Raw genomic sequence first — 18,314 nt, 5'->3', positions numbered from 1 at the left:
GACGCGCCTTATCCATAGATAGGGAGCCGAGGTTGACTCGGCCACGCCCAAAGTCAAACTAGCGCCGCCCGCCCCCACCCAGCCGGACCGAAACCCATGCACAGCGCCGCCATCGTCTTCCCCGACATAGATCCCGTGCTGATCTCATGGGGCCCCATTGCCATTCGCTGGTATGCGCTGGCCTATATCGCAGGGCTCGTCATCGGCTGGCGCTACATCGTCTCCATGGTGGAGACGCCGGGCCTGTGGAAAGGCCCCGCGCCGCTCGACCGGGAAATGGTCGACGATTCGCTGCTCTGGGCCGCGCTCGGCGTCATTCTCGGCGGCCGTATCGGCTATGTGCTGTTCTACAATCCGGCCTTCTACTGGGAACACCCGCTCGACGCGCTGAAGGTCTGGCATGGCGGCATGTCCTTCCATGGCGGCACCATGGGCGTGATCGTGGCGATGTGGCTCTTCTCCCGCTCCCGGAAAATCCAGCCGCTCACCATGCTGGACCTGGTGACGGCCGCCGCCCCCATCGGCCTCTTCTTCGGCCGCATCGCCAATTTCATCAATGGCGAGCTCTGGGGCCGCGTGACGGACGTGTCTTGGGGCGTGATCTTCTGCAACCAGCGCATCGCGCTCACCCATGGCGGCTTCTGCCCGGCGGGCGACCTGCCCCGCCATCCAAGCCAGCTCTATGAAGCGGCGCTGGAAGGCATCCTGCTCTTTATCGTGCTGCGCATTTTCACGCACAGGACGACCGCCCTGCGGAAACCGGGCACCGTCGCCGCCATGTTCCTGGTCGGATATGGCGCGGCGCGCACCTTCGTCGAATTCTTCCGCCAGCCCGACGAGCAGCTCGGCTTCCTCTACGGCCACTGGCTGACCATGGGCATGCTGCTTTCCGCCCCCATGGTGTTGCTGGGGCTGGGGCTCTTTGCCTATCTGGGCGGCTTCGGCCTCGAATGGCGCAAAAACGGCGACAAAAAGAGCGAAGCGACGGCCAAAGCGAAATCAAGCGACAAGAAATGACGGCACAAAGTAGCGGCGCGCCGACGCCGCTGGCATTGCATATCGCCCGGCTCATCGAGGAAACGGGACCGATCACCGTCTCGCAATTCATGGGCATCGCGCTCGGCCATCCCGATCATGGCTACTACATGACGCGCGACCCTCTGGGCGCGAAAGGCGACTTCATCACCGCGCCGGAAGTGAGCCAGATGTTCGGCGAACTGGTCGGGTTGTGGCTGGCCGACAACTGGATGCGCCAAAGGACGGATACGGGGTCGCCCTCTCCCTTCCACCTTATCGAGCTGGGACCGGGGCGCGGCACGCTGATGGCCGACGCCTTGCGCGCCATGAAAAGCGTGCCCGGCATGACCGACACCGCGCAGATCCATTTCGTGGAGACGAGCCCGGCGCTGCGCGCGGAGCAGGAAGCCCGCGTGCCGGATGCGACATGGCACGACCGCCTGGCCGATGTGCCCGCGGGCCCGACATTCCTCATCGCAAACGAGTTCTTCGACGCGCTGCCCGTCCGGCAATTCGTCAAGACCGCGCAAGGCTGGTGCGAACGGCATGTGGCGCTCGCAGAGGGCGCAAGCACCGACGCGCCCCGCTTCGCCTTTGCGCTCTCCCCCGTTCCGCTGAAGGACGAAAGCACAATCCCGCAAGGCGCGCGCGGCGCAGCGGAAGGAAGCATCGCCGAGCTCTCCCCCGCCTCCACCGCCATCGCCCAGGAGATCGCCACACGCATCACCGGCCATGGCGGGGCCGCGCTCATCATCGACTACGGTCATGCCAGAAGCGCGGCAGGCGATACGCTCCAGGCGATACGGGGCCACGGTTTTACCGACCCGCTAGAAAATCCCGGCGAGGCCGACATTACGGCGCATGTCGATTTCGAAATGATCGCGACAGCTGCACAGGCCGGCGGCTGCGCGACATTCGGCCCCGTCGAACAGGGGCGCTTTCTCGCCGAAATCGGCATTCAGGCGCGCGCCGAAGCGCTGGCCCGCAAGGCATCGCCCTCCCAGGCCCGCGACATCGAAACCGCGCTCGACCGCTTGACCGCGCCGAAGCAGATGGGCAGCTTGTTCAAGGTGCTGGGGCTGCTCCCTGCCGGCGCGGAACCGCCGGCCGGATTTACCGGTTCGTAAGCCGACCCGCGAGCCTTCGTGGCGATTGGAGTAAAGCCCATGTCCACTCGTTTGACATCCGCCGAAACGGCGCTTGCAACCCGCCCCGTGACCGCCAAGGCCATGGAGGTTCTGTCGCATCTCCGGCACGGTTTCTTCACCCGTGAAGGCGGCGTGTCGAAGGGCATCTATGCCTCGCTCAATTGCGGCCTCGGCTCCAGCGACAAGAAGGAAGCGGTTCAGGCAAACCGGAAACGTGTGGCCACGTCGCTTCACGGGGACAGCGAGAAGCTCATCTCCCTGCATCAGGTCCACTCGGCCAGATGCGTCTATGTGGACGAAGCCTGGGCGCCCGGCGAGGGACCGGAAGCCGACGCCATGGTGACGGACCGCGCCGGGATCGCGCTCGGTATCCTGACCGCCGATTGCGCGCCGGTGCTTTTCGCCGACAAGCAGGCCCGGATCGTCGGCGCCGCCCATGCCGGCTGGAAGGGCGCCTTTTCCGGCATACTGGAAGCGACGATCGCCGAGATGGAAAAACGCGGCGCGCAGCGCAACCGGATCGCCGCCGCGGTCGGCCCCTGCATTTCCTTCGACGCCTATGAGGTCGGGCCGGAGTTCCACGACAATTTCATGGACGCCGATCCCGGCAATGCCGAATGGTTCCAGCTCTCCGCGCGGGACGGGCATTTCATGTTCGATCTGCCCGGATATGTGGAAGCGCGCCTGCACAAGGCCGATCTGGCGAGCGTGGCGGTGACGGGCCATTGCACCTATCAGGAAGAAAAACGCTTTTTCTCCTATCGCCGGGCGGTCCACCGGAAGGAGAAAGATTACGGCCGCCAGATATCGGCGATCATGCTGCGCCCCGCCGACTAGGAGGCAAACGGTCGAATTCCCCCGAATCGCGGTAAGATTCGAACCGAATCGACGAAATGTGCCGCCCCCTCGAAGACAGGGCGAGGCCCGGCACATTCAGGGGGACGACCGGCGTGGCCGTATCGGCAGCAAGCAAAGGCAGGATCGGCAAGGGCCGCCGCAAGCGGCACCGGCACAATTCGCCCGCCACCCGCCGGGCCAGCATGGCAAGCGCACTGGCGCTGATGGTCTTTGCCGCCTGTATCGACAATGCCGCCCCGGCAGGGGCCGCCTCCCCCACACCGCCGGACGCGGCCACCGCGCAAACGAAATCCTCCGACCCGGTTGAAATCCGCGCCGTGCGCGACACGCCGGAAGCCGCCGCACAGATATTCAGCACCCTCCTCACCCGCCAGGCCCGGCAGGACAAGCTGCCTCTGGAAGCCGATGACGCGGCAGCAGGCGGGGACTACACGCTGCGCGGCGCCCTGGGCGCCGGACAGGGGCTGGAAGGCGTTTACCTGATTGCCGTCATCGACCTTCACGGGAAAGGCGATGTCCGGCTCCACCGCGTGGTGACGGAAGCCCGCGCCACCGGACCGGCGGCGGTAAAACCCGCCTCGCAGGGCGGAGACGGCGCCGGATCCGCCCAATCCAATGTCTGGCAGCGGGTCCGGCAGGAAGATATGGAACGGCTGGCGAGCGAAAGCATGGCCCGGCTGTCGCATTGGTATGAGGCGAACCGGGAAGCCCCGGCGACCGCCGCCGCCAGCATGGTGGCCATGAAAGCCCCGGCCGGAAATGACGCCGACGACGCTCTCGTGACCGGCAGCATAAGGCCCGACCTGCCGGACACGACACCCGACGGCAAGGGCGGACCGGGACAAAGGCTCGCCTCCGCCTCGCCCTTCCGCATCGACGTCGCCCCCGCCCCCGGCGATGGCGACCGCGCGCTGACCGCAGCCATGGAAAAGGCGCTGTCCGAAAAGCTGAAGGGCCGTCTGGCGGATATGACGGGCGGTCCCTACAAGGTAACGGGAGAAGTCGTGACGGCCTCGCGCAATGACGGGCAGACGGATGTCTCCATCCGCTGGGTGCTCACGGGCCCGCAGGGCACGAAACTGGGCGAAGTTCGCCAGAGCCGTGCCGTCAAGGCCGCCGCCATCGCAGGCCGGTGGGGGCCGCTTGCCGATCAGGCCGCCCGCGCTGCCGCCGAGGGAATTCTGAAGCTCATCGCGCCCACCCCGGACAAAATAGCTGCTCAGGGCTGACGAAAGCATGGAAAGCGGAGCCGGACATATGTTTACACCTCCCGGCCCCCTTGCTAAAACGCGCTCGCGCCGTCATCGGAACGTCACGTCTTCAAGCGTCATGTCCGGGCGGCGATTTTCTGTTGGGGCTCGCGTCGGGGGTACATTCCCTGACCGACGGTCAGGGGTAACGCCATGAAACTCGTCGCTGGTAACTCGAACCGGGCGCTCGCCGAGGCGATTGCCGCTTACCTCAACCTGCCGCTGACAAAATCGGTCGTTCGGCGCTTCGCGGATATGGAAGTATTCGTGGAGATTCAGGAAAACGTCCGCGGCGAGGATGTGTTCGTCATCCAGTCGACCTCCTACCCCGCCAACGACCATCTGATGGAACTGCTGATCATCATCGATGCGCTGAAACGTGCCTCGGCCAAACGCATCACGGCGGTTCTGCCCTATTTCGGCTATGCCCGTCAGGACCGCAAACCGCAGGCACGCACGCCGATCTCGGCGAAGCTGGTGGCCAATCTGGTGACCACGGCGGGGGCCGACCGCGTGCTGACGCTCGACCTCCATGCCGGGCAGATCCAGGGCTTTTTCGATATCCCGACCGACAACCTTTTTGCCGCGCCGGTGCTGACCAGCGACATCCAGAACCATTATGACGGCGAAAAGCTGATGGTGGTCTCGCCGGATGTCGGCGGCGTGGTGCGCGCCCGCGCCATCGCCAAGCGGATCGACGCGGACCTTGCCATCGTGGACAAACGCCGCGAACGCGCGGGCGAGTCGGAAGTCATGAACATCATCGGCGACGTGAAGGGCCGCTCCTGTATCCTGGTCGACGACATCGTGGACAGCGCCGGGACGCTCTGCAACGCCGCTCAGGCCCTGCTCGATCAGGGCGCGACGCAGGTTTCCGCCTATGTGACGCATGGCGTGCTGTCGGGCGGCGCGGTGGCCCGCGTCTCCGCCTCGGCGCTGAAGGAACTCGTCATCACCGACTCGATCCATGCAACCGAAGCGGTCCGCGTGTCCTCCAATATCCGCGTCGTCTCCATCGCCCCGCTGATCGGCGAAGCGATGCTGCGCACCGCCGAGGAACGCTCGGTTTCGAGCCTTTTCGACTGATCTTCCCGATTTCGGATAACTCCCGCTGCCGGTTGAGTTTTCCGCTCTCCGGCGCTATAAGGCGGGCCTGTCTGCACTTCCACACCCCTGGAGGAGATATGCAGACACCATCGAGGGCCGCCAAGGCCCCGTTTTTATTGGAGAAATTGAAATGGCCGAGACGCTCAAGCTCGAGGCCCGTTCGCGCGAGAAGACCAGCAAGGGGGCTGTTCGTTCTCTCCGCCGCGAAGGCCGGGTCCCCGCCGTGATTTACGGCGACAAGAAGTCCCCCATCCTGATCGACCTCAGCTACAAAGAGGTCTCGAAGCTCTATCACACGGGTACTTTCCTCTCGCACACGCTCGACATCGAGGTCGACGGCAAGAAGGAACATGTCATTCCGCGTGACGTGCAGCTGGAGCCGGTGCGCGACTTCATCATCCACATCGATTTCCTGCGTCTTGGCAAGAACGCCACCATCACCGTGGCGATCCCGGTTCACTTCGTGAACGAAGAAGCCTCGCCGGGCCTCAAGGCCGGCGGCGTGCTGAACGTCGTTCGCCATGAAGTGGACCTCGTCTGCCCGGCCTCCTCCATTCCCGAAGCCATCGAGATCGACCTCGCCGGCTACGAAATGGGCGATTCGATCCACATCTCGTCGGTGAAGCTGCCGACCAAGGTGGAACCGGCCATTGCCGACCGCGACTTCACCATCGCCACCATCGCGATGCCTGCCTCCGTGCAGTCTGCCGAATCCGAGGAAGGGGCCGAAGAGGCCGAAGCCGCGGAAGAAGCGCCTGCCGCGGAAGAAGGCGGCGAAGACTCTTCCGGCTCGGAAGAGTAAGGGCGGCCGGGGGCGCGGGGCGACATGCTGCTCCTTGTCGGCCTTGGCAATCCGGGCGCGAAATACGCCCGCAACAGACACAATGTCGGATTCATGGCGGCGGATGCGATCATCCGCCGCCATTCCTTTTCGCCCGAGCGCGCGCGCTTCCAGGCCATGGTCTCGGAGGGCACGCTTTCCGGCGAGAAGGTGCTGGTGATGAAACCGAACACCTATATGAACGAAAGCGGCCGCGCGGTCGGCGAGGCGATGCGCTTCTTCAAGCTCTCGCCTGCCGATGTGGTGGTGATGTATGACGAGCTGGACCTCGACCCCGGAAAGATCCGTATAAAGACGGGTGGCGGCGCGGCGGGGCATAACGGCATCCGCTCCATCGCCTCGCATATCGGCCCCGAATTCCGCCGGGTCCGTATCGGCATCGGCCATCCCGGGCACAAGGACGCGGTCATGCCTTACGTGCTGGGCGATTTTTCAAAGGCGCAGCATGCCGACTGGCTTGACGCCATGCTGGATGCCATCGCGGACGCAGCGCCGATGCTGGCGGAAGGCAAGGATGCGACCTTCGCCAACAAGGTGCATCTGGCGATCCATCCGGAGCCGCCGAAAAAGGCCAAACCGGCAAGCGACAAGAAACCGAACGAGTAAACGAAAGAGACCTCATCATGGGCTTCAAATGCGGCATTGTCGGCCTTCCCAATGTGGGCAAGTCCACGCTCTTCAATGCGCTGACACAGACCGCGTCCGCCCAGGCCGCGAACTATCCCTTCTGCACCATCGAGCCCAATGTCGGCGAAGTGGCGGTGCCCGATCCGCGCCTCCCCAAACTCGCCGAAACGGCGGGCTCCAAGGAGATCATCCCCACCCGCCTCACCTTCGTGGACATTGCAGGCCTGGTGAAGGGCGCCTCCAAGGGCGAAGGTCTCGGCAACCAGTTCCTCGCCAATATCCGCGAAGTGGACGCGATCGCCTATGTGCTGCGCTGCTTTGAAGACGGCGACGTAACCCATGTCGAAGGCCGGGTGGACCCGCTGGAAGACGCTGACATCGTCGAAACGGAACTGATGCTGGCCGACCTTGAAAGCCTGGAAAAGCGCACCGTCACGCTCGAGAAGAAGGCGAAGACCGGCGACAAGGAAGCAAAGCAGCTTCTCGCCCTCGTTGAGACCGCGCTGACCTATCTGCGCGAGGGCCGCCCTGCCCGCACCGCGACGGCGGAGGGCAAGATTTCCGAGGAAGACCGCAAGGCATGGGAGATGCTGCAGCTTCTGACGGCAAAGCCCGTGCTCTATGTCTGCAATGTGGACGAAGAGGCCGCCGGCACCGGCAACAAGCACTCCGAACGCGTGATGGAACGCGCAAGCGCGGAAGGCGCGGAAGCCGTCGTCATCTCCGCCCGCATCGAGGAAGAGATTGCGCAGCTCCCCAATGAGGAGCGCGCGGAATATCTCGAAACGCTGGGGCTGGAGGAAGCCGGCCTCGACCGCCTCATCCGCGCAGGCTACACGCTGCTCGACCTCATCACCTATTTCACCTGCGGCCCGAAGGAAACCCGCGCCTGGACCATCACGCGCGGCACGCTCGCGCCGGCGGCGGCGGGCGTCATCCATACCGATTTCGAGAAGGGCTTCATCCGGGCGGAAACCATCGCCTATGACGACTTCGTTTCGCTGGGCGGCGAAACCGGCGCGAAGGATGCAGGCAAGATGCGGCTCGAAGGCAAGGAATATCTGGTGCATGACGGCGACGTGATGCATTTCCGCTTCGCAAACTAAGAGGGTGGCATGAGCGAGCCGGAACTCTACTGGGAAGATTTCGTACCGGGCGAAACCCGCGAATTCGGCGAGAAGCACGTCACGCGCGAAGAGATCGTCGACTTCGCCAAGGACTACGATCCCCAACCCTTCCATCTCGACGAAAAGGCCGGCGCGGCCTCCATTCTCGGCGGGCTCTGCGCCAGCGGCTGGCATAGCTGCGCCATGCTGATGCGCATGATGTGCGACGGCTACATCCTGCAAAGCGCCTCGCTGGGCGCGCCCGGCGTGGATGAGGTGCGCTGGCAGAAGCCCGTCTATGTCGATGACGTTCTCCGGGTGCGCAATACCTGTATCGACCGCCGCGCCTCGAAAAGCCGCCCGGAAATGGGCCTGACCAAATTCCGCACCGAACTCGTCAACCAGAAGGACGAGGTCTGCCTGCTGATGACGGGCTGGGCCATGTATGCGCGCCGCGACCCGTCCGCGCCGGTTGAAACGGGGGGAGCGGCCTGATGCCCTGGTTCGAAGACATCGCGATCGGCGAAAAGACGGAACTCGGCAGCTACACATTCGAGGCCGACGACATCGTCTCCTTTGCGGCGAAGTTCGACCCGCAGCCCTTTCACACCGACGAAAGAGCTGCGAAGGCCAGCGCCTATGGCGAGCTCATCGCCAGCGGCTGGCATACCTGCTCGGTCTGGATGAAGCTGATGGTGAAGACCCGCATCGCGGAGAAGGCCCGCAAAGGCGAGGACGACGGCAGCCCGCCCGGCGGTCCTTCCCCCGGCTTTCTCGAGCTCAAATGGCCGACACCGGTGCGCGCGGGTGATACGATCGCTTATTCGACCGAGGTGATCGAGAAGGTCGACCTCAAAAGCAGGCCCAATCTCGGCATCGTTCGCAGCCTCAACAAAGGCGTGAACCAGAACGGCGAACTGGTGATGAGCTTCATCGGCCAGGGTCTCATACAAAAGCGGGACCATCCATAAACCGAACCAGGGAGGAGAGGACATGGCTCACAAGGGTGAAATGATCACGCTGAAAAGCGGCGACGGTGCGGACATCCTTTGCTACAGCGTGACAGCGGAAGGCACCCGCCCCAACGGCAGCAAGGCCGGTCTCGTCCTCATCATGGAAATCTTCGGCGTCACCGATCACATCAAGGATCTGTGCGACGAATATGCCGCGCGCGGCTTCGACGTGATCTCGCCGCAGCTCTACGACCGGCAGGAGAAGGACTTCAAGGCGACCTACAGCCAGGAAGACATCCAGACCTCGCTCGACCTGCGCGCGAAGAACCCCTACGAGAACACCGTGCTCGACACGCAGATGTGCATCGACAAGCTGCGCGAGCAGGGAAACAAGAAGGTCTTCATCACCGGCTATTGCTATGGCGGCTCTGTGAGCTGGCTCGCGGCCTGCCGCGCCAAGGGCCTCGACGCGGCCTCCTGCTATTATGGCGGCGCGATCAAGGACTTCATCGACGAAATGCCGAAATGCCCCACCATCTGCCATTTCGGCGAGAAGGATCACTCGATCCCGATGGACGTCGTGCGCGAGGTCGAGGCGAAGCACCCGGAAGTGAAGGTCTATGTCTATGACGCAGACCACGGCTTCAATTCCGACCGCCGCAACAATTACGACAAGACCGCCGCCGACCTGGCGCTCGACCGCACGCTGGCGCTTTTCGACGGGTCGTGACGGCATAGGACAGAACGGGAATTCGGAGGGAGGCTGCGGCCTCCCTTTTTATTGCCCTCCACAATTCAATTGCGTCATCGCCATTTCCGCCCATATTGAGGAGAACAGCTTCAGGAAGGCGGAACGAGAGATGACGAAACCCGAAGACCCGCAGGCGCTCGATAACCAGCTCTGCTTCGCGCTTTATTCCACCTCTCTTCTGATGACCAAGGCCTACAAGCCGGCGCTGGCCGAGATCGGCCTCACCTACCCCCAATATCTCGCCATGCTGGCGCTGTGGGAGGAGGACGGCGTCACGGTGAACACGCTGGGAGGCCGCCTCTATCTCGATTCCGGCACGCTGACGCCGCTGCTGAAACGGCTAGAGACGGCGGGCCTCATCACCCGCGAACGCAGCTCGGCGGATGAACGGCAGGTCCTCATCCGGCTCACACGGGAGGGCCGCGCGCTGAAGCGGAAAGCCGCGAAGGTACCGGAAAAGGCCGCGATTGCGGCAGGACTGCCCGTCCCCGAGCTCATCTCGCTCCGCCAGAAGCTGAAAAAGCTCCGCGCGCATCTCGCCGCCTGAATGCGGCATCCGCCGCTCACGGCTTTGTGATATTTAAATTGTGCACAATCTAATTGATTGCACTATGTTATCGGGAACAGTCATAGACGCGCATCGCATCAAGGAGCCCAGCCATGTCCGGAAACAAGTCCGACAAGACCGCCTACGACTTCACCTTCGAGAGCCTGAACGGCAAGCCCATGCCGCTGAGCGAGTTTGCGGGCCGCCCGCTGCTGATCGTCAACACCGCCTCCAAATGCGGCTTCACGCCCCAATACAAGGAGCTGGAAGCGATCTGGCAGAAGCACAAGGATGAGGGCCTCGTCGTGCTGGGCGTGCCCTCCAACGACTTCGCCAATCAGGAACCCGGCTCGTCGGACGAGATCGCGCAGTTCTGCGAGATCAATTTCGGCGTCGACTTCCCACTCACCGAAAAAGTGCATGTGAAGGGCGGCGACGCGCATCCCCTCTTCCAGTGGCTGGCGAAGCAAGGTGGCTTTCTCTCCAAACCCCGCTGGAACTTCTACAAATACGTCATCGGGAAAGACGGCAAGCTCGTGGACTGGTTCGCCAGCACGACCAAGCCGAACGCCCCGAAAGTGGAAGCCGCACTGAAAAAGGCGCTGGGAAAGTAGTTGTACTGCGCAACGTCATGCCCCGCTTCATGCGGGGCATCCACGTCTTTGCGAAAAAAGAGAAAGGCGCGGATGGCCCGGACAAGCCGGGCCATACCGGCGAAATTTATCCGCGCCGCCAGCCCTCGTGGCGCTCAGCCGTCTTTGCGTTCGGGATAGAGCTTCAGCAGCCCCTCTTTCGAGGCCTCCGTCACGCCGCGCTCGGTGATAAGGCCGGAGACATAGCGCGCAGGCGTGACATCGAAGCCGTAATTCGCCGCACCGCTGTCGGGAGCGGAGACCTGGATCGTCACGATCTCGCCTGTGTCGGTGCGCCCCGTCAGATGCGTCACCTCATGCGCGGAGCGTTCCTCGATCGGAATGCCGTTGACGCCATCCTCCAGCGTCCAGTCGATCGTGGTGTGCGGCAGCGCGACATAGAACGGCACGTCATTATCCCGCGCGGCAAGCGCCTTCAGATAGGTGCCGATCTTGTTCGCCACATCGCCCGTCGCGGTGGTGCGGTCCGTGCCGACGATGCACATATCCACCAGCCCATGCTGCATGAGATGCCCGCCCGCATTGTCCGGCACGATGGTATGCGGGACGCCGTGACGCCCGAGCTCGAAGGCGGTCAGCGACGCGCCCTGATTGCGCGGCCGGGTTTCGTCCACCCAGACATGCACGTCGAGGCCCTTGTCATGCGCCATATAGATCGGTGCCAGCGCCGTGCCCCAATCGACACAGGCAAGCCAGCCCGCATTGCAATGGGTGAGGATATTGATCTTGCCGCCCTTCTCCCGCGCCGTCGCCTCGATCAGCGTCAGCCCGTTCTCGCCGATGCGGCGGCAGATCTCCACATCGTCGTCGCAAATGGCCGCAGCTTCCTTATAGGCCGCTTCCATGCGGAGGTTGTGCCCATGCGGATGCACCGCAGCGCGCATGCGATCCAGCGCCCAATGAAGATTGACCGCCGTGGGCCGCGTCGCGCCCAGCATCGCAATCGCTTCCTCAAGCCCCGCATCGGACGCATCGTCGCGCATGGCAAGGCAGACGCCATAGGCCGCCGTCGCACCGATCAGAGGCGCCCCACGCACCAGCATGTCCTTGATAGCGCGGGCGGCATCATCGACCGTCTTCAGCGTCACGGTTTCAAAACTGAAAGGGAGTTTCGTCTGGTCGATGATCTCCACCGACCAGCCATCCTCGTTCACCCAGATGGTGCGGTAATGCGTGCCGTCGATCTTCATCTCTCGTCCCTCTAGGCCAGGAAAACGGGCAGCGTCAGGGAAACGGAATCACTCGCCGTCGAATGTGCAGAGCGAGAGCACCTCGATATCCATCGCTTCCAGCTTCTCGCGCCCGCCAAGCGCCGGTAGCTCGACCACGAAGCTCGAGCCGGGCACGCTCGCGCCCGCGCGGCGGAAAAGCTTGATCGCCGCTTCCGCCGTACCGCCCGTGGCGATGAGATCGTCCACCAGCAGCACCCGGTCGCCTTCCTTCACCGCATCGGCGTGGATTTCCACCATGTCCGTGCCGTATTCGAGCTCATATTCCTCGCCGATCGTCTCCCAGGGCAGCTTGCCCTTCTTGCGCACGGGCACAAAGCCAAGGCCGAGCTGATGCGCCACGGCGCCGCCCAGGATGAAACCGCGCGCCTCGATCCCCGCCACCACATCGAAGGCAGCGCCCTTGTGAAGCTGGACCAGCGAATCCACCGCCGCGCGGAACCCCGTCTTGTCGCGCAGGAGCGTGGTGATGTCCCGGAACATGATCCCTTCCTTGGGATAGTCCGGGATGGTGCGAATGAACTGCGTGATATCCATAAAGTCTGTCCCCCTCGGACAACCGGAATAATGCGGATCAGCCGAGAACGCGGCCCGCCACGGCATCGAGCTTTTTCAGAAGCGCCGGATCGATCTTGTCCGGCGCGGTGATGATGGCAGCCTCGAGCGCCTCGTCGATGGGCGACGGCTCGCGCTCCGGTCCGAAGCTCTCCGCAAAGCTGCGCAGCATATCGCGCGACTTGTCGGCATTGCCGGAAAGCACCTGAATAACGACGGACACATCCACATCGTCGTGATGCGGATGCCAGCAATCGTAATCCGTCACCATGGCGACGGTAGCGTAAGGGATCTCTGCCTCGCGGGCGAGTTTCGCCTCCGGCATGTTGGTCATGCCGATGACCGAGCAGCCCCAGCTCCGGTAAAGTTCCGATTCGGCGAGCGTCGAGAATTGCGGGCCCTCCATGACGAGATAGGAACCGCCGCGCGACACGGGAATGTCGTTCGCCTTGCAGGCCGCCTCCAGATGATCGCCCAGACGCGGACAGACCGGCTGCGCCATGGAGACATGCGCCACGCAGCCCTCGCCGAAAAAGCTCTTCTCGCGCTGGAAAGTCCGGTCGATGAACTGATCCACGATAACGAAGGTGCCGGGCGGCAGCTCTTCCTTGAGCGAACCCACGGCAGACACCGAGACGATGTCGGTGACGCCGACGCGCTTCATCGCATCGATATTGGCGCGGTAATTGATGCTGGTCGGCGAATGCGGATGGCCGCGCCCGTGACGCGGCAGGAAAACCATCTCCAGACGGCGCCCGCCGGAAAGCGGCAGCTCGCCGAAATGCAGCTCGTCGGAGGGCTCACCCCAGGGGCTGTCCACTCTCTCCCAGCGCTCGTTTTCGAGCCCCGGAAATTCATAGACGCCGCTGCCGCCAATGACGCCCAACACAGTTTTCGCCATGCCAATTCCCGCCTCTCTCATTCGCCACATGCCGCTGCGCGGAGGGTGCGACGACCGGTGTTTTTCGGTTTCCGATATAACAGACCAAGATCATGACGCCATAAAAAAGGGCCCCCGCAAGGGAGCCCTTTTCAATCTGTATGGATCGGCCCGTGGCTCAGTGCACGTCGGACCAGACCTTGCGCGTGGCGAAGTAGAGAATACCGGCAAGCGCGATGAGATAAAGCATCACCTGGAAGCCCATCTCGTGGCGCTGTTCCAGCTTCGGCTCGGCAACCCACATCAGGAAGGCCGCAACGTCCTGCGATTCCTGGTCCAGCGTGGTCGGCGTACCGTCCTCATATTCCACCTGATCGGCGAAAAGCGGCGGCGGCATGGCGATCGCCCCACCCGGGAAATACGGGTTGTAGTGCGAGCCCGGCGCCATCTCGCGGCCCGCCGGCGGATCCTGATAGCCGGTCAGCAGCGCATGAATGTAATCGGGACCGCCTTCGCGGGCCTTGGCCATGACCGAGAGGTCCGGCGGGGCCACGCCGAGCGCGGCCGCGGCCTGCTCGGGATTGTCGTAAGGCGACGGGAACGGATCCTTGGGAAGGCGCGGACGCTCTTCCATGTCGCCAGACCCGTTCAGTTCCTCGATCGTGTACTCGGCCGCGATGACCTTTGCCTGCGCCTTGGTGAATTCAGGCCCGCCCTTGGCCGCGAGATCGCGGAACTTGAGCATATGAGCCGAATGGCAGGTAGCGCAGACTTCCTTGAACACCTTGAAGCCGCGGCGAAGCTGGCTTCGGTCGTAGGTGCCGAAAGGACCGTTGAAGGACCAGTCGATCGCTTCGGGCTCATGGGCTTCGGACGCAGCGCTGGCGGGCTGAATGCCGAAGGCAAAGCCGGTTGCAACGACCGCACCGGCCATGACGACGCCCATCGCGCGGCGGCCAAGAACGGACTGGATCATGGTTTTCATCATTTTTTCCATTCCCTCTCTTACGCCTCGGCCGTCGCGGCTTTTTTGCCGAGTACCGATTCCGAGATGCTGGCCGGCAAGGGCTGCGGACGTTCCACAAGACCCAGAAGCGGGAACAGCACCAGGAAGTGCAGGAAGTAGTAGATCGTCAGGATACGAGCGAGGTCCGTCACGTCGAACGCGAAGTCGATACGCGAGCCGACGAACTCAAGCTTGTTGTCCACGACATGCTCTTCGACCTTGAAGTCGTCCTCGGGGCTGAGGTCCTGCTCCTTGGCAGCGGCCGTCACGGCGTCCATTGCCTCGTTACGCGTGTCGTAGATGCCGACCTGCGTGTCGCTGCCGAACAGAACCTTGCTCGGAAGCTGCGCACCGCACCAGCCCAGGATGATGCAGACCACAACGTGGATCCAGAAGAACTGGCGATAGAGCGGGCGGAAGCGGGCCGAACGCACCTTGGAAGTGTCGAGCCACGGCAGCAGGAACAGCACGCCGATGGCAGCGAACATCAAAAGCACGCCACCCAGCTTGTCCGGCACGGCGCGAAGGATCGCGTAGAACGGCAGCAGGTACCATTCGGGCACGATATGCGCCGGCGTCTGGAGCGGGTTGGCCTCGACATAGTTCGCGGCGTCGCCCAGCCCGTTCGGGTTGAAGAAGACGAAATAGGCGAAAAGGATCAGGAAGACCGCCATGCCGAACGCGTCCTTGACGGTCGCATAGGGGGTGAACTTCACCGTGTCCTTGGACGGATCCTTGACCTCGATGCCCGAGGGATTGTTCTGCCCCGTCACATGCAGCGCCCAGACATGGAGAATGGTGACGCCCGCGATCAGGAACGGGAACAGGTAATGCAGCGAGAAGAAACGGTTCAGCGTCGGGTTGCCGACGGAGAAGCCGCCCCACAGCCATTCGCGGACCGGATCGCCGATGAGCGGGATCGCACCGAACAGGTTGGTGATCACCGTGGCGCCCCAGAAGCTCATCTGGCCCCAGGGAAGCACGTAACCGAAGAAGGCGGTCGCCATCATCAGCAGGTAGATCAGCACGCCGAGAATCCACAGCACTTCGCGCGGCGCCTTGTAGGAGCCGTAATAGAGACCGCGGAACATGTGGATATAAACCGCGATGAAGAACATCGAGGCGCCGTTGGCGTGGATATAACGCAGCAGCCAGCCGTAATTCACGTCACGCATGATGTGTTCGACGCTGGCGAACGCCAGGTCCACATTCGGCGTGTAGTGCATGGCAAGGACGATGCCGGTGATGATCTGGATGCCGAGACAAAGGCTCAGAATGGCACCGAAGGTCCACCAGTAGTTCAGATTCTTGGGCGTCGGGTAATCAACGAAGCTGTCGTTGACGAGGCGCAGGACCGGAAGACGGTCGTCGAGCCAGCGCGTAAAACCGTTACCCGGCGTGTAGGTGCTTTCGCCACTCATATTGTGTGCCCCCCTCAGCCGATCTTGAGTTTCGTGTCGGTTTCAAACTTGTAGGGCGGCACTTCGAGATTAAGCGGTGCCGGGCCTTTGCGAATACGGCCGGAGGTATCGTAGACCGAGCCATGGCAGGGACAGAACCAGCCATCATATTCGCCCGCATAGGAAAGCGGCACGCAACCCAGATGGGTGCAGATGCCGATCACGACGAGCCACTGGCGCTCCAGCTTCCCTTCCGGGTCCTTCCTGAGGCGCTCGTCGTCGGTCTGCGGATCGCGCAACGTCGAAATATCGACATTTTCGGCCGCCTTGATCTCCTCTTCCGTGCGATGACGGATGAAGACCGGCTTGCCGCGCCATTTGGCGGTGATCTGCTGCCCGACCGGTACGTTGCTGATGTCGACTTCGATCGAAGCGAGCGCCAGTACGGAGGCGTCCGGATTCATCTGGTCGATCAGCGGCCACACAGCGAAAGCTGCGCCGACGGCTGCGAACGATCCGGTGGCTACATACAGGAAATCGCGCCGTGTCGGCTCTTCCACGTGGGTATCTGCCACGGTTCAGTCTCCTCGTTGAAATAGGCCACAAGCCCCCAGCCATCCCGGCGGATGGCCCTTCCGACCGAAACCCGAAACCGGGGGTCCCGATCACGATAGAACTGGGTGGCGCGGCGCAAACCCCATGACATGGATTGCAGGCGCGACGAATCCGCGCGTGCCCCCCCATGCGGAAGGGTTTGTGGCATTCAATCGGCCCCTTGTCCAGTCCCGCCCGCCCTGTGGCAGGATGACGCAGGCCCCGGTTTTGTGCGGGTTTCGCGCCAGTTTTGCGAACCCCTCGCAAGTAGGCTCCGATCCAGCCTGCCGAATGCATTAACTTTACTTCCCCCTGCCCCGAAACGGGCTCATACGGACACCCGACACGCCATGCGACTTGCCCTTTTCGAACCCGACATTCCGCAGAATACCGGCACCCTCATCCGCACCGCCGCCTGTCTCGGCATCGGTCTGGACGTGATCGAGCCCTGCGGCTTCGTCTGGTCGGACAAGGCGCTGAAGCGGTCGGGCATGGATTACACCGCGCTTGCCTCCGTCACCCGCCATGCGGACTGGGCGGCGTTTCAGGCGGCCCGCCCCGCGGAAAGCCGCCTCGTCCTGCTGACGACCGGGGCCGATATGCCCTATACCGCCTTCAGATTCGCAGCCTAGGACATATTGCTTCTGGGCCGGGAGAGCGCAGGCGTGCCACAGGAGGTCCATGAGGTGGCGGATGCGCGCCTCCTCATCCCCATGGCGCCGGGGGCCCGCTCGCTCAATATGGCGCTGTCGGGCGCCATGGTGCTGGGCGAAGCGCTGAGACAGACAAACGGCTTTCCGCAAGCGGACGGCCCAAAGGAGGAACCGGAGAATGGCTGAAACGGACGCGGCGACGATAGAAGAGCGAAAGACCAAGGCCGCCGGCTGGTTCCGCGAGCTTCGCGACCTCATCTGCGCGGAATTCGAGAAGATCGAGGACGAGCTGACCGGCACATATGCCGACCGCCCCGCCGGCCGCTTCGAGCGCACGCCCTGGACGCGCGGCGACGGCAGCAAGGATGAAGGCGGCGGCGAGATGTCCGTCATGCATGGCCGCGTCTTCGAGAAGGTCGGCGTCCATATCTCGACCGTCCATGGCGAGTTCTCCGAAGATTTCCGCAAACAGATGCAGGGCGCGGAAGACGATCCGCGCTTCTGGGCCTCCGGCATCTCCCTCATCGCCCATATGCAGAACCCGCGCGTGCCCGCCGTCCACATGAACACGCGTCATGTCTATACGACGAAGAGCTGGTTCGGCGGCGGCGGCGACCTGACGCCGGTGCTGGACGTGCAGCGCCGCGACGATCATCCGGACACGGTGGATTTCCATGCCGCCTACAAGCGCGCCTGCGACAAGCACGATGAAAGCTACTATCCGCGCTTCAAGCAGTGGTGCGACGAGTATTTCTTCCTGCCCCACCGCAATGAAGCGCGCGGCACGGGCGGCATCTTCTACGACCACCACAATACCGGCGACTGGGAAAAGGACTTCGCCTTTACCCAGGATGTGGGCCGGGCTTTCCTTGAAATCTATCCGGAACTCGTCCGCCGCCACATGAACGAGCCGTGGACGGAAGACGAGCGCGAAGAGCAGCTCATCCGCCGCGGGCGCTATGTGGAGTTCAACCTGCTCTACGACCGCGGCACGGTCTTCGGCCTCAAGACCGGCGGCAACGTGACCTCGATCCTGTCCTCCATGCCGCCCGAGGTGAAGTGGCCGTAAGACATCCTCTGCTGTCCCCCCGGCTTCATGCCGGGGCCCAGGGGCTTCACACGCCGAGGGTGACGCTCTG

The 18,314-nt window shown here is 63.3% G+C and carries 20 protein-coding genes and 1 pseudogene; 15 read left to right on the top strand and 6 right to left on the bottom strand.

The genetic code is table 11. The features are described from left to right. The first annotated feature begins 96 nt into the window (after positions 1–96). The 13 genes from lgt (at position 97) to ACSSVQ_RS15175 (ending at position 10,819) form a co-directional block, all read left to right on the top strand. Complete coding sequence (gene lgt / locus ACSSVQ_RS15235; protein ID WP_454184199.1) at positions 97–1,017, top strand: prolipoprotein diacylglyceryl transferase; 921 nt, start codon at positions 97–99, stop codon at positions 1,015–1,017. Then, positions 1,014–2,144, top strand: a complete 1,131-nt coding sequence (locus ACSSVQ_RS15230) for a class I SAM-dependent methyltransferase (protein ID WP_454184198.1) — start codon at positions 1,014–1,016, stop codon at positions 2,142–2,144. Before lgt ends, ACSSVQ_RS15230 begins: the two co-directional genes overlap by 4 nt. 39 nt (positions 2,145–2,183) lie before the next feature. Continuing rightward, positions 2,184–3,002 carry a peptidoglycan editing factor PgeF gene (gene pgeF, locus ACSSVQ_RS15225; protein ID WP_293326851.1) on the top strand — a complete coding sequence of 273 codons (819 nt, stop codon included), beginning with the start codon at positions 2,184–2,186 and terminating at the stop codon, positions 3,000–3,002. A 113-nt stretch (positions 3,003–3,115) separates the two neighbouring features. Then, entirely contained in the window at positions 3,116–4,252 is a 1,137-nt protein-coding gene (locus ACSSVQ_RS15220; RefSeq protein ID WP_293326853.1) for a hypothetical protein, read from the top strand. A 174-nt stretch (positions 4,253–4,426) separates the two neighbouring features. Then, positions 4,427–5,359, top strand: coding sequence for a ribose-phosphate pyrophosphokinase (locus ACSSVQ_RS15215; RefSeq protein WP_293326855.1), 933 nt, complete (start codon positions 4,427–4,429; stop codon positions 5,357–5,359). Between the two features lie 151 nt (positions 5,360–5,510). Further along, on the top strand, positions 5,511–6,182 hold the full coding sequence (locus ACSSVQ_RS15210) for a 50S ribosomal protein L25/general stress protein Ctc (protein WP_293326858.1): 672 nt from the start codon (positions 5,511–5,513) through the stop codon (positions 6,180–6,182). Between the two features lie 24 nt (positions 6,183–6,206). Next, complete coding sequence (pth, locus tag ACSSVQ_RS15205) at positions 6,207–6,827, top strand: aminoacyl-tRNA hydrolase (protein ID WP_293326860.1); 621 nt, start codon at positions 6,207–6,209, stop codon at positions 6,825–6,827. A 17-nt stretch (positions 6,828–6,844) separates the two neighbouring features. Further along, the gene (gene ychF / locus ACSSVQ_RS15200; protein WP_454184197.1) at positions 6,845–7,954 is read left to right on the top strand and encodes a redox-regulated ATPase YchF; all 1,110 of its coding nucleotides are present in this window, start codon (positions 6,845–6,847) and stop codon (positions 7,952–7,954) included. A 9-nt stretch (positions 7,955–7,963) separates the two neighbouring features. Then, on the top strand, positions 7,964–8,449 hold the full coding sequence (locus ACSSVQ_RS15195; RefSeq protein ID WP_454184196.1) for a MaoC family dehydratase: 486 nt from the start codon (positions 7,964–7,966) through the stop codon (positions 8,447–8,449). Further along, on the top strand, positions 8,449–8,925 hold the full coding sequence (locus ACSSVQ_RS15190; protein WP_454184195.1) for a MaoC family dehydratase: 477 nt from the start codon (positions 8,449–8,451) through the stop codon (positions 8,923–8,925). The genes ACSSVQ_RS15195 and ACSSVQ_RS15190 overlap by 1 nt, the downstream gene beginning before the upstream one ends. A gap of 22 nt (positions 8,926–8,947) precedes the next feature. Continuing rightward, positions 8,948–9,637: a dienelactone hydrolase family protein gene (locus ACSSVQ_RS15185; protein WP_454184194.1), complete on the top strand. Its 690-nt coding sequence runs from the start codon at positions 8,948–8,950 to the stop codon at positions 9,635–9,637. Between the two features lie 130 nt (positions 9,638–9,767). Next, complete coding sequence (locus ACSSVQ_RS15180; RefSeq protein ID WP_454184193.1) at positions 9,768–10,205, top strand: MarR family winged helix-turn-helix transcriptional regulator; 438 nt, start codon at positions 9,768–9,770, stop codon at positions 10,203–10,205. A 113-nt stretch (positions 10,206–10,318) separates the two neighbouring features. Further along, positions 10,319–10,819: a glutathione peroxidase gene (locus ACSSVQ_RS15175; protein WP_454184192.1), complete on the top strand. Its 501-nt coding sequence runs from the start codon at positions 10,319–10,321 to the stop codon at positions 10,817–10,819. Positions 10,820–10,953: 134 nt separating this feature from the next. Here the strand turns inward: ACSSVQ_RS15175 and mtnA are convergent, their stop codons facing one another. The 6 genes from mtnA to petA form a co-directional block, all read right to left on the bottom strand. Further along, positions 10,954–12,048, bottom strand: a complete 1,095-nt coding sequence (gene mtnA / locus ACSSVQ_RS15170; RefSeq protein WP_454184191.1) for an S-methyl-5-thioribose-1-phosphate isomerase — start codon at positions 12,046–12,048, stop codon at positions 10,954–10,956. Between the two features lie 48 nt (positions 12,049–12,096). Next, a complete protein-coding gene (locus ACSSVQ_RS15165) occupies positions 12,097–12,624 on the bottom strand; it encodes an adenine phosphoribosyltransferase (RefSeq protein WP_454184190.1) in 528 nt (175 codons plus the stop codon). A 37-nt stretch (positions 12,625–12,661) separates the two neighbouring features. Next, a complete protein-coding gene (locus tag ACSSVQ_RS15160) occupies positions 12,662–13,543 on the bottom strand; it encodes an S-methyl-5'-thioadenosine phosphorylase (protein ID WP_454184189.1) in 882 nt (293 codons plus the stop codon). 157 nt (positions 13,544–13,700) lie between these two features. Continuing rightward, positions 13,701–14,519: a cytochrome c1 gene (locus ACSSVQ_RS15155; protein ID WP_293326881.1), complete on the bottom strand. Its 819-nt coding sequence runs from the start codon at positions 14,517–14,519 to the stop codon at positions 13,701–13,703. 8 nt (positions 14,520–14,527) lie between these two features. Next, positions 14,528–15,949 (bottom strand): cytochrome b, encoded by a 1,422-nt coding sequence (locus ACSSVQ_RS15150; RefSeq protein WP_293326883.1) that lies wholly within the window; start codon positions 15,947–15,949, stop codon positions 14,528–14,530. Between the two features lie 14 nt (positions 15,950–15,963). After that, the gene (gene petA, locus ACSSVQ_RS15145) at positions 15,964–16,503 is read right to left on the bottom strand and encodes a ubiquinol-cytochrome c reductase iron-sulfur subunit (protein ID WP_293326885.1); all 540 of its coding nucleotides are present in this window, start codon (positions 16,501–16,503) and stop codon (positions 15,964–15,966) included. Positions 16,504–16,872: 369 nt separating this feature from the next. Here petA and ACSSVQ_RS15140 point away from each other — a divergent pair. Then, a pseudogene (locus ACSSVQ_RS15140) lies at positions 16,873–17,361 on the top strand (tRNA (cytidine(34)-2'-O)-methyltransferase). Next, positions 17,354–18,244, top strand: a complete 891-nt coding sequence (hemF, locus tag ACSSVQ_RS15135) for an oxygen-dependent coproporphyrinogen oxidase (protein WP_454184188.1) — start codon at positions 17,354–17,356, stop codon at positions 18,242–18,244. Before ACSSVQ_RS15140 ends, hemF begins: the two are co-directional and overlap by 8 nt. The last annotated feature ends 70 nt before the right edge of the window (positions 18,245–18,314 follow it).

It is taken from the genome of Parvibaculum sp. MBR-TMA-1.3b-4.2, from assembly GCF_053628815.1.
This window is presented reverse-complemented; position numbering and strand designations above follow the sequence as displayed.

Coding starts and splice junctions, on each gene's coding strand:
- lgt (WP_454184199.1), top strand. CDS start 97: ATGCACAGCGCCGCCATCGTCTTCCCCGACATAGATCCCGTGCTGATC.
- ACSSVQ_RS15230 (WP_454184198.1), top strand. CDS start 1,014: ATGACGGCACAAAGTAGCGGCGCGCCGACGCCGCTGGCATTGCATATC.
- pgeF (WP_293326851.1), top strand. CDS start 2,184: ATGTCCACTCGTTTGACATCCGCCGAAACGGCGCTTGCAACCCGCCCC.
- ACSSVQ_RS15215 (WP_293326855.1), top strand. CDS start 4,427: ATGAAACTCGTCGCTGGTAACTCGAACCGGGCGCTCGCCGAGGCGATT.
- ACSSVQ_RS15210 (WP_293326858.1), top strand. CDS start 5,511: ATGGCCGAGACGCTCAAGCTCGAGGCCCGTTCGCGCGAGAAGACCAGC.
- pth (WP_293326860.1), top strand. CDS start 6,207: ATGCTGCTCCTTGTCGGCCTTGGCAATCCGGGCGCGAAATACGCCCGC.
- ychF (WP_454184197.1), top strand. CDS start 6,845: ATGGGCTTCAAATGCGGCATTGTCGGCCTTCCCAATGTGGGCAAGTCC.
- ACSSVQ_RS15195 (WP_454184196.1), top strand. CDS start 7,964: ATGAGCGAGCCGGAACTCTACTGGGAAGATTTCGTACCGGGCGAAACC.
- ACSSVQ_RS15190 (WP_454184195.1), top strand. CDS start 8,449: ATGCCCTGGTTCGAAGACATCGCGATCGGCGAAAAGACGGAACTCGGC.
- ACSSVQ_RS15185 (WP_454184194.1), top strand. CDS start 8,948: ATGGCTCACAAGGGTGAAATGATCACGCTGAAAAGCGGCGACGGTGCG.
- ACSSVQ_RS15180 (WP_454184193.1), top strand. CDS start 9,768: ATGACGAAACCCGAAGACCCGCAGGCGCTCGATAACCAGCTCTGCTTC.
- ACSSVQ_RS15175 (WP_454184192.1), top strand. CDS start 10,319: ATGTCCGGAAACAAGTCCGACAAGACCGCCTACGACTTCACCTTCGAG.
- mtnA (WP_454184191.1), bottom strand. CDS start 12,048: ATGAAGATCGACGGCACGCATTACCGCACCATCTGGGTGAACGAGGAT.
- ACSSVQ_RS15165 (WP_454184190.1), bottom strand. CDS start 12,624: ATGGATATCACGCAGTTCATTCGCACCATCCCGGACTATCCCAAGGAA.
- ACSSVQ_RS15160 (WP_454184189.1), bottom strand. CDS start 13,543: ATGGCGAAAACTGTGTTGGGCGTCATTGGCGGCAGCGGCGTCTATGAA.
- ACSSVQ_RS15155 (WP_293326881.1), bottom strand. CDS start 14,519: ATGGAAAAAATGATGAAAACCATGATCCAGTCCGTTCTTGGCCGCCGC.
- ACSSVQ_RS15150 (WP_293326883.1), bottom strand. CDS start 15,949: ATGAGTGGCGAAAGCACCTACACGCCGGGTAACGGTTTTACGCGCTGG.
- hemF (WP_454184188.1), top strand. CDS start 17,354: ATGGCTGAAACGGACGCGGCGACGATAGAAGAGCGAAAGACCAAGGCC.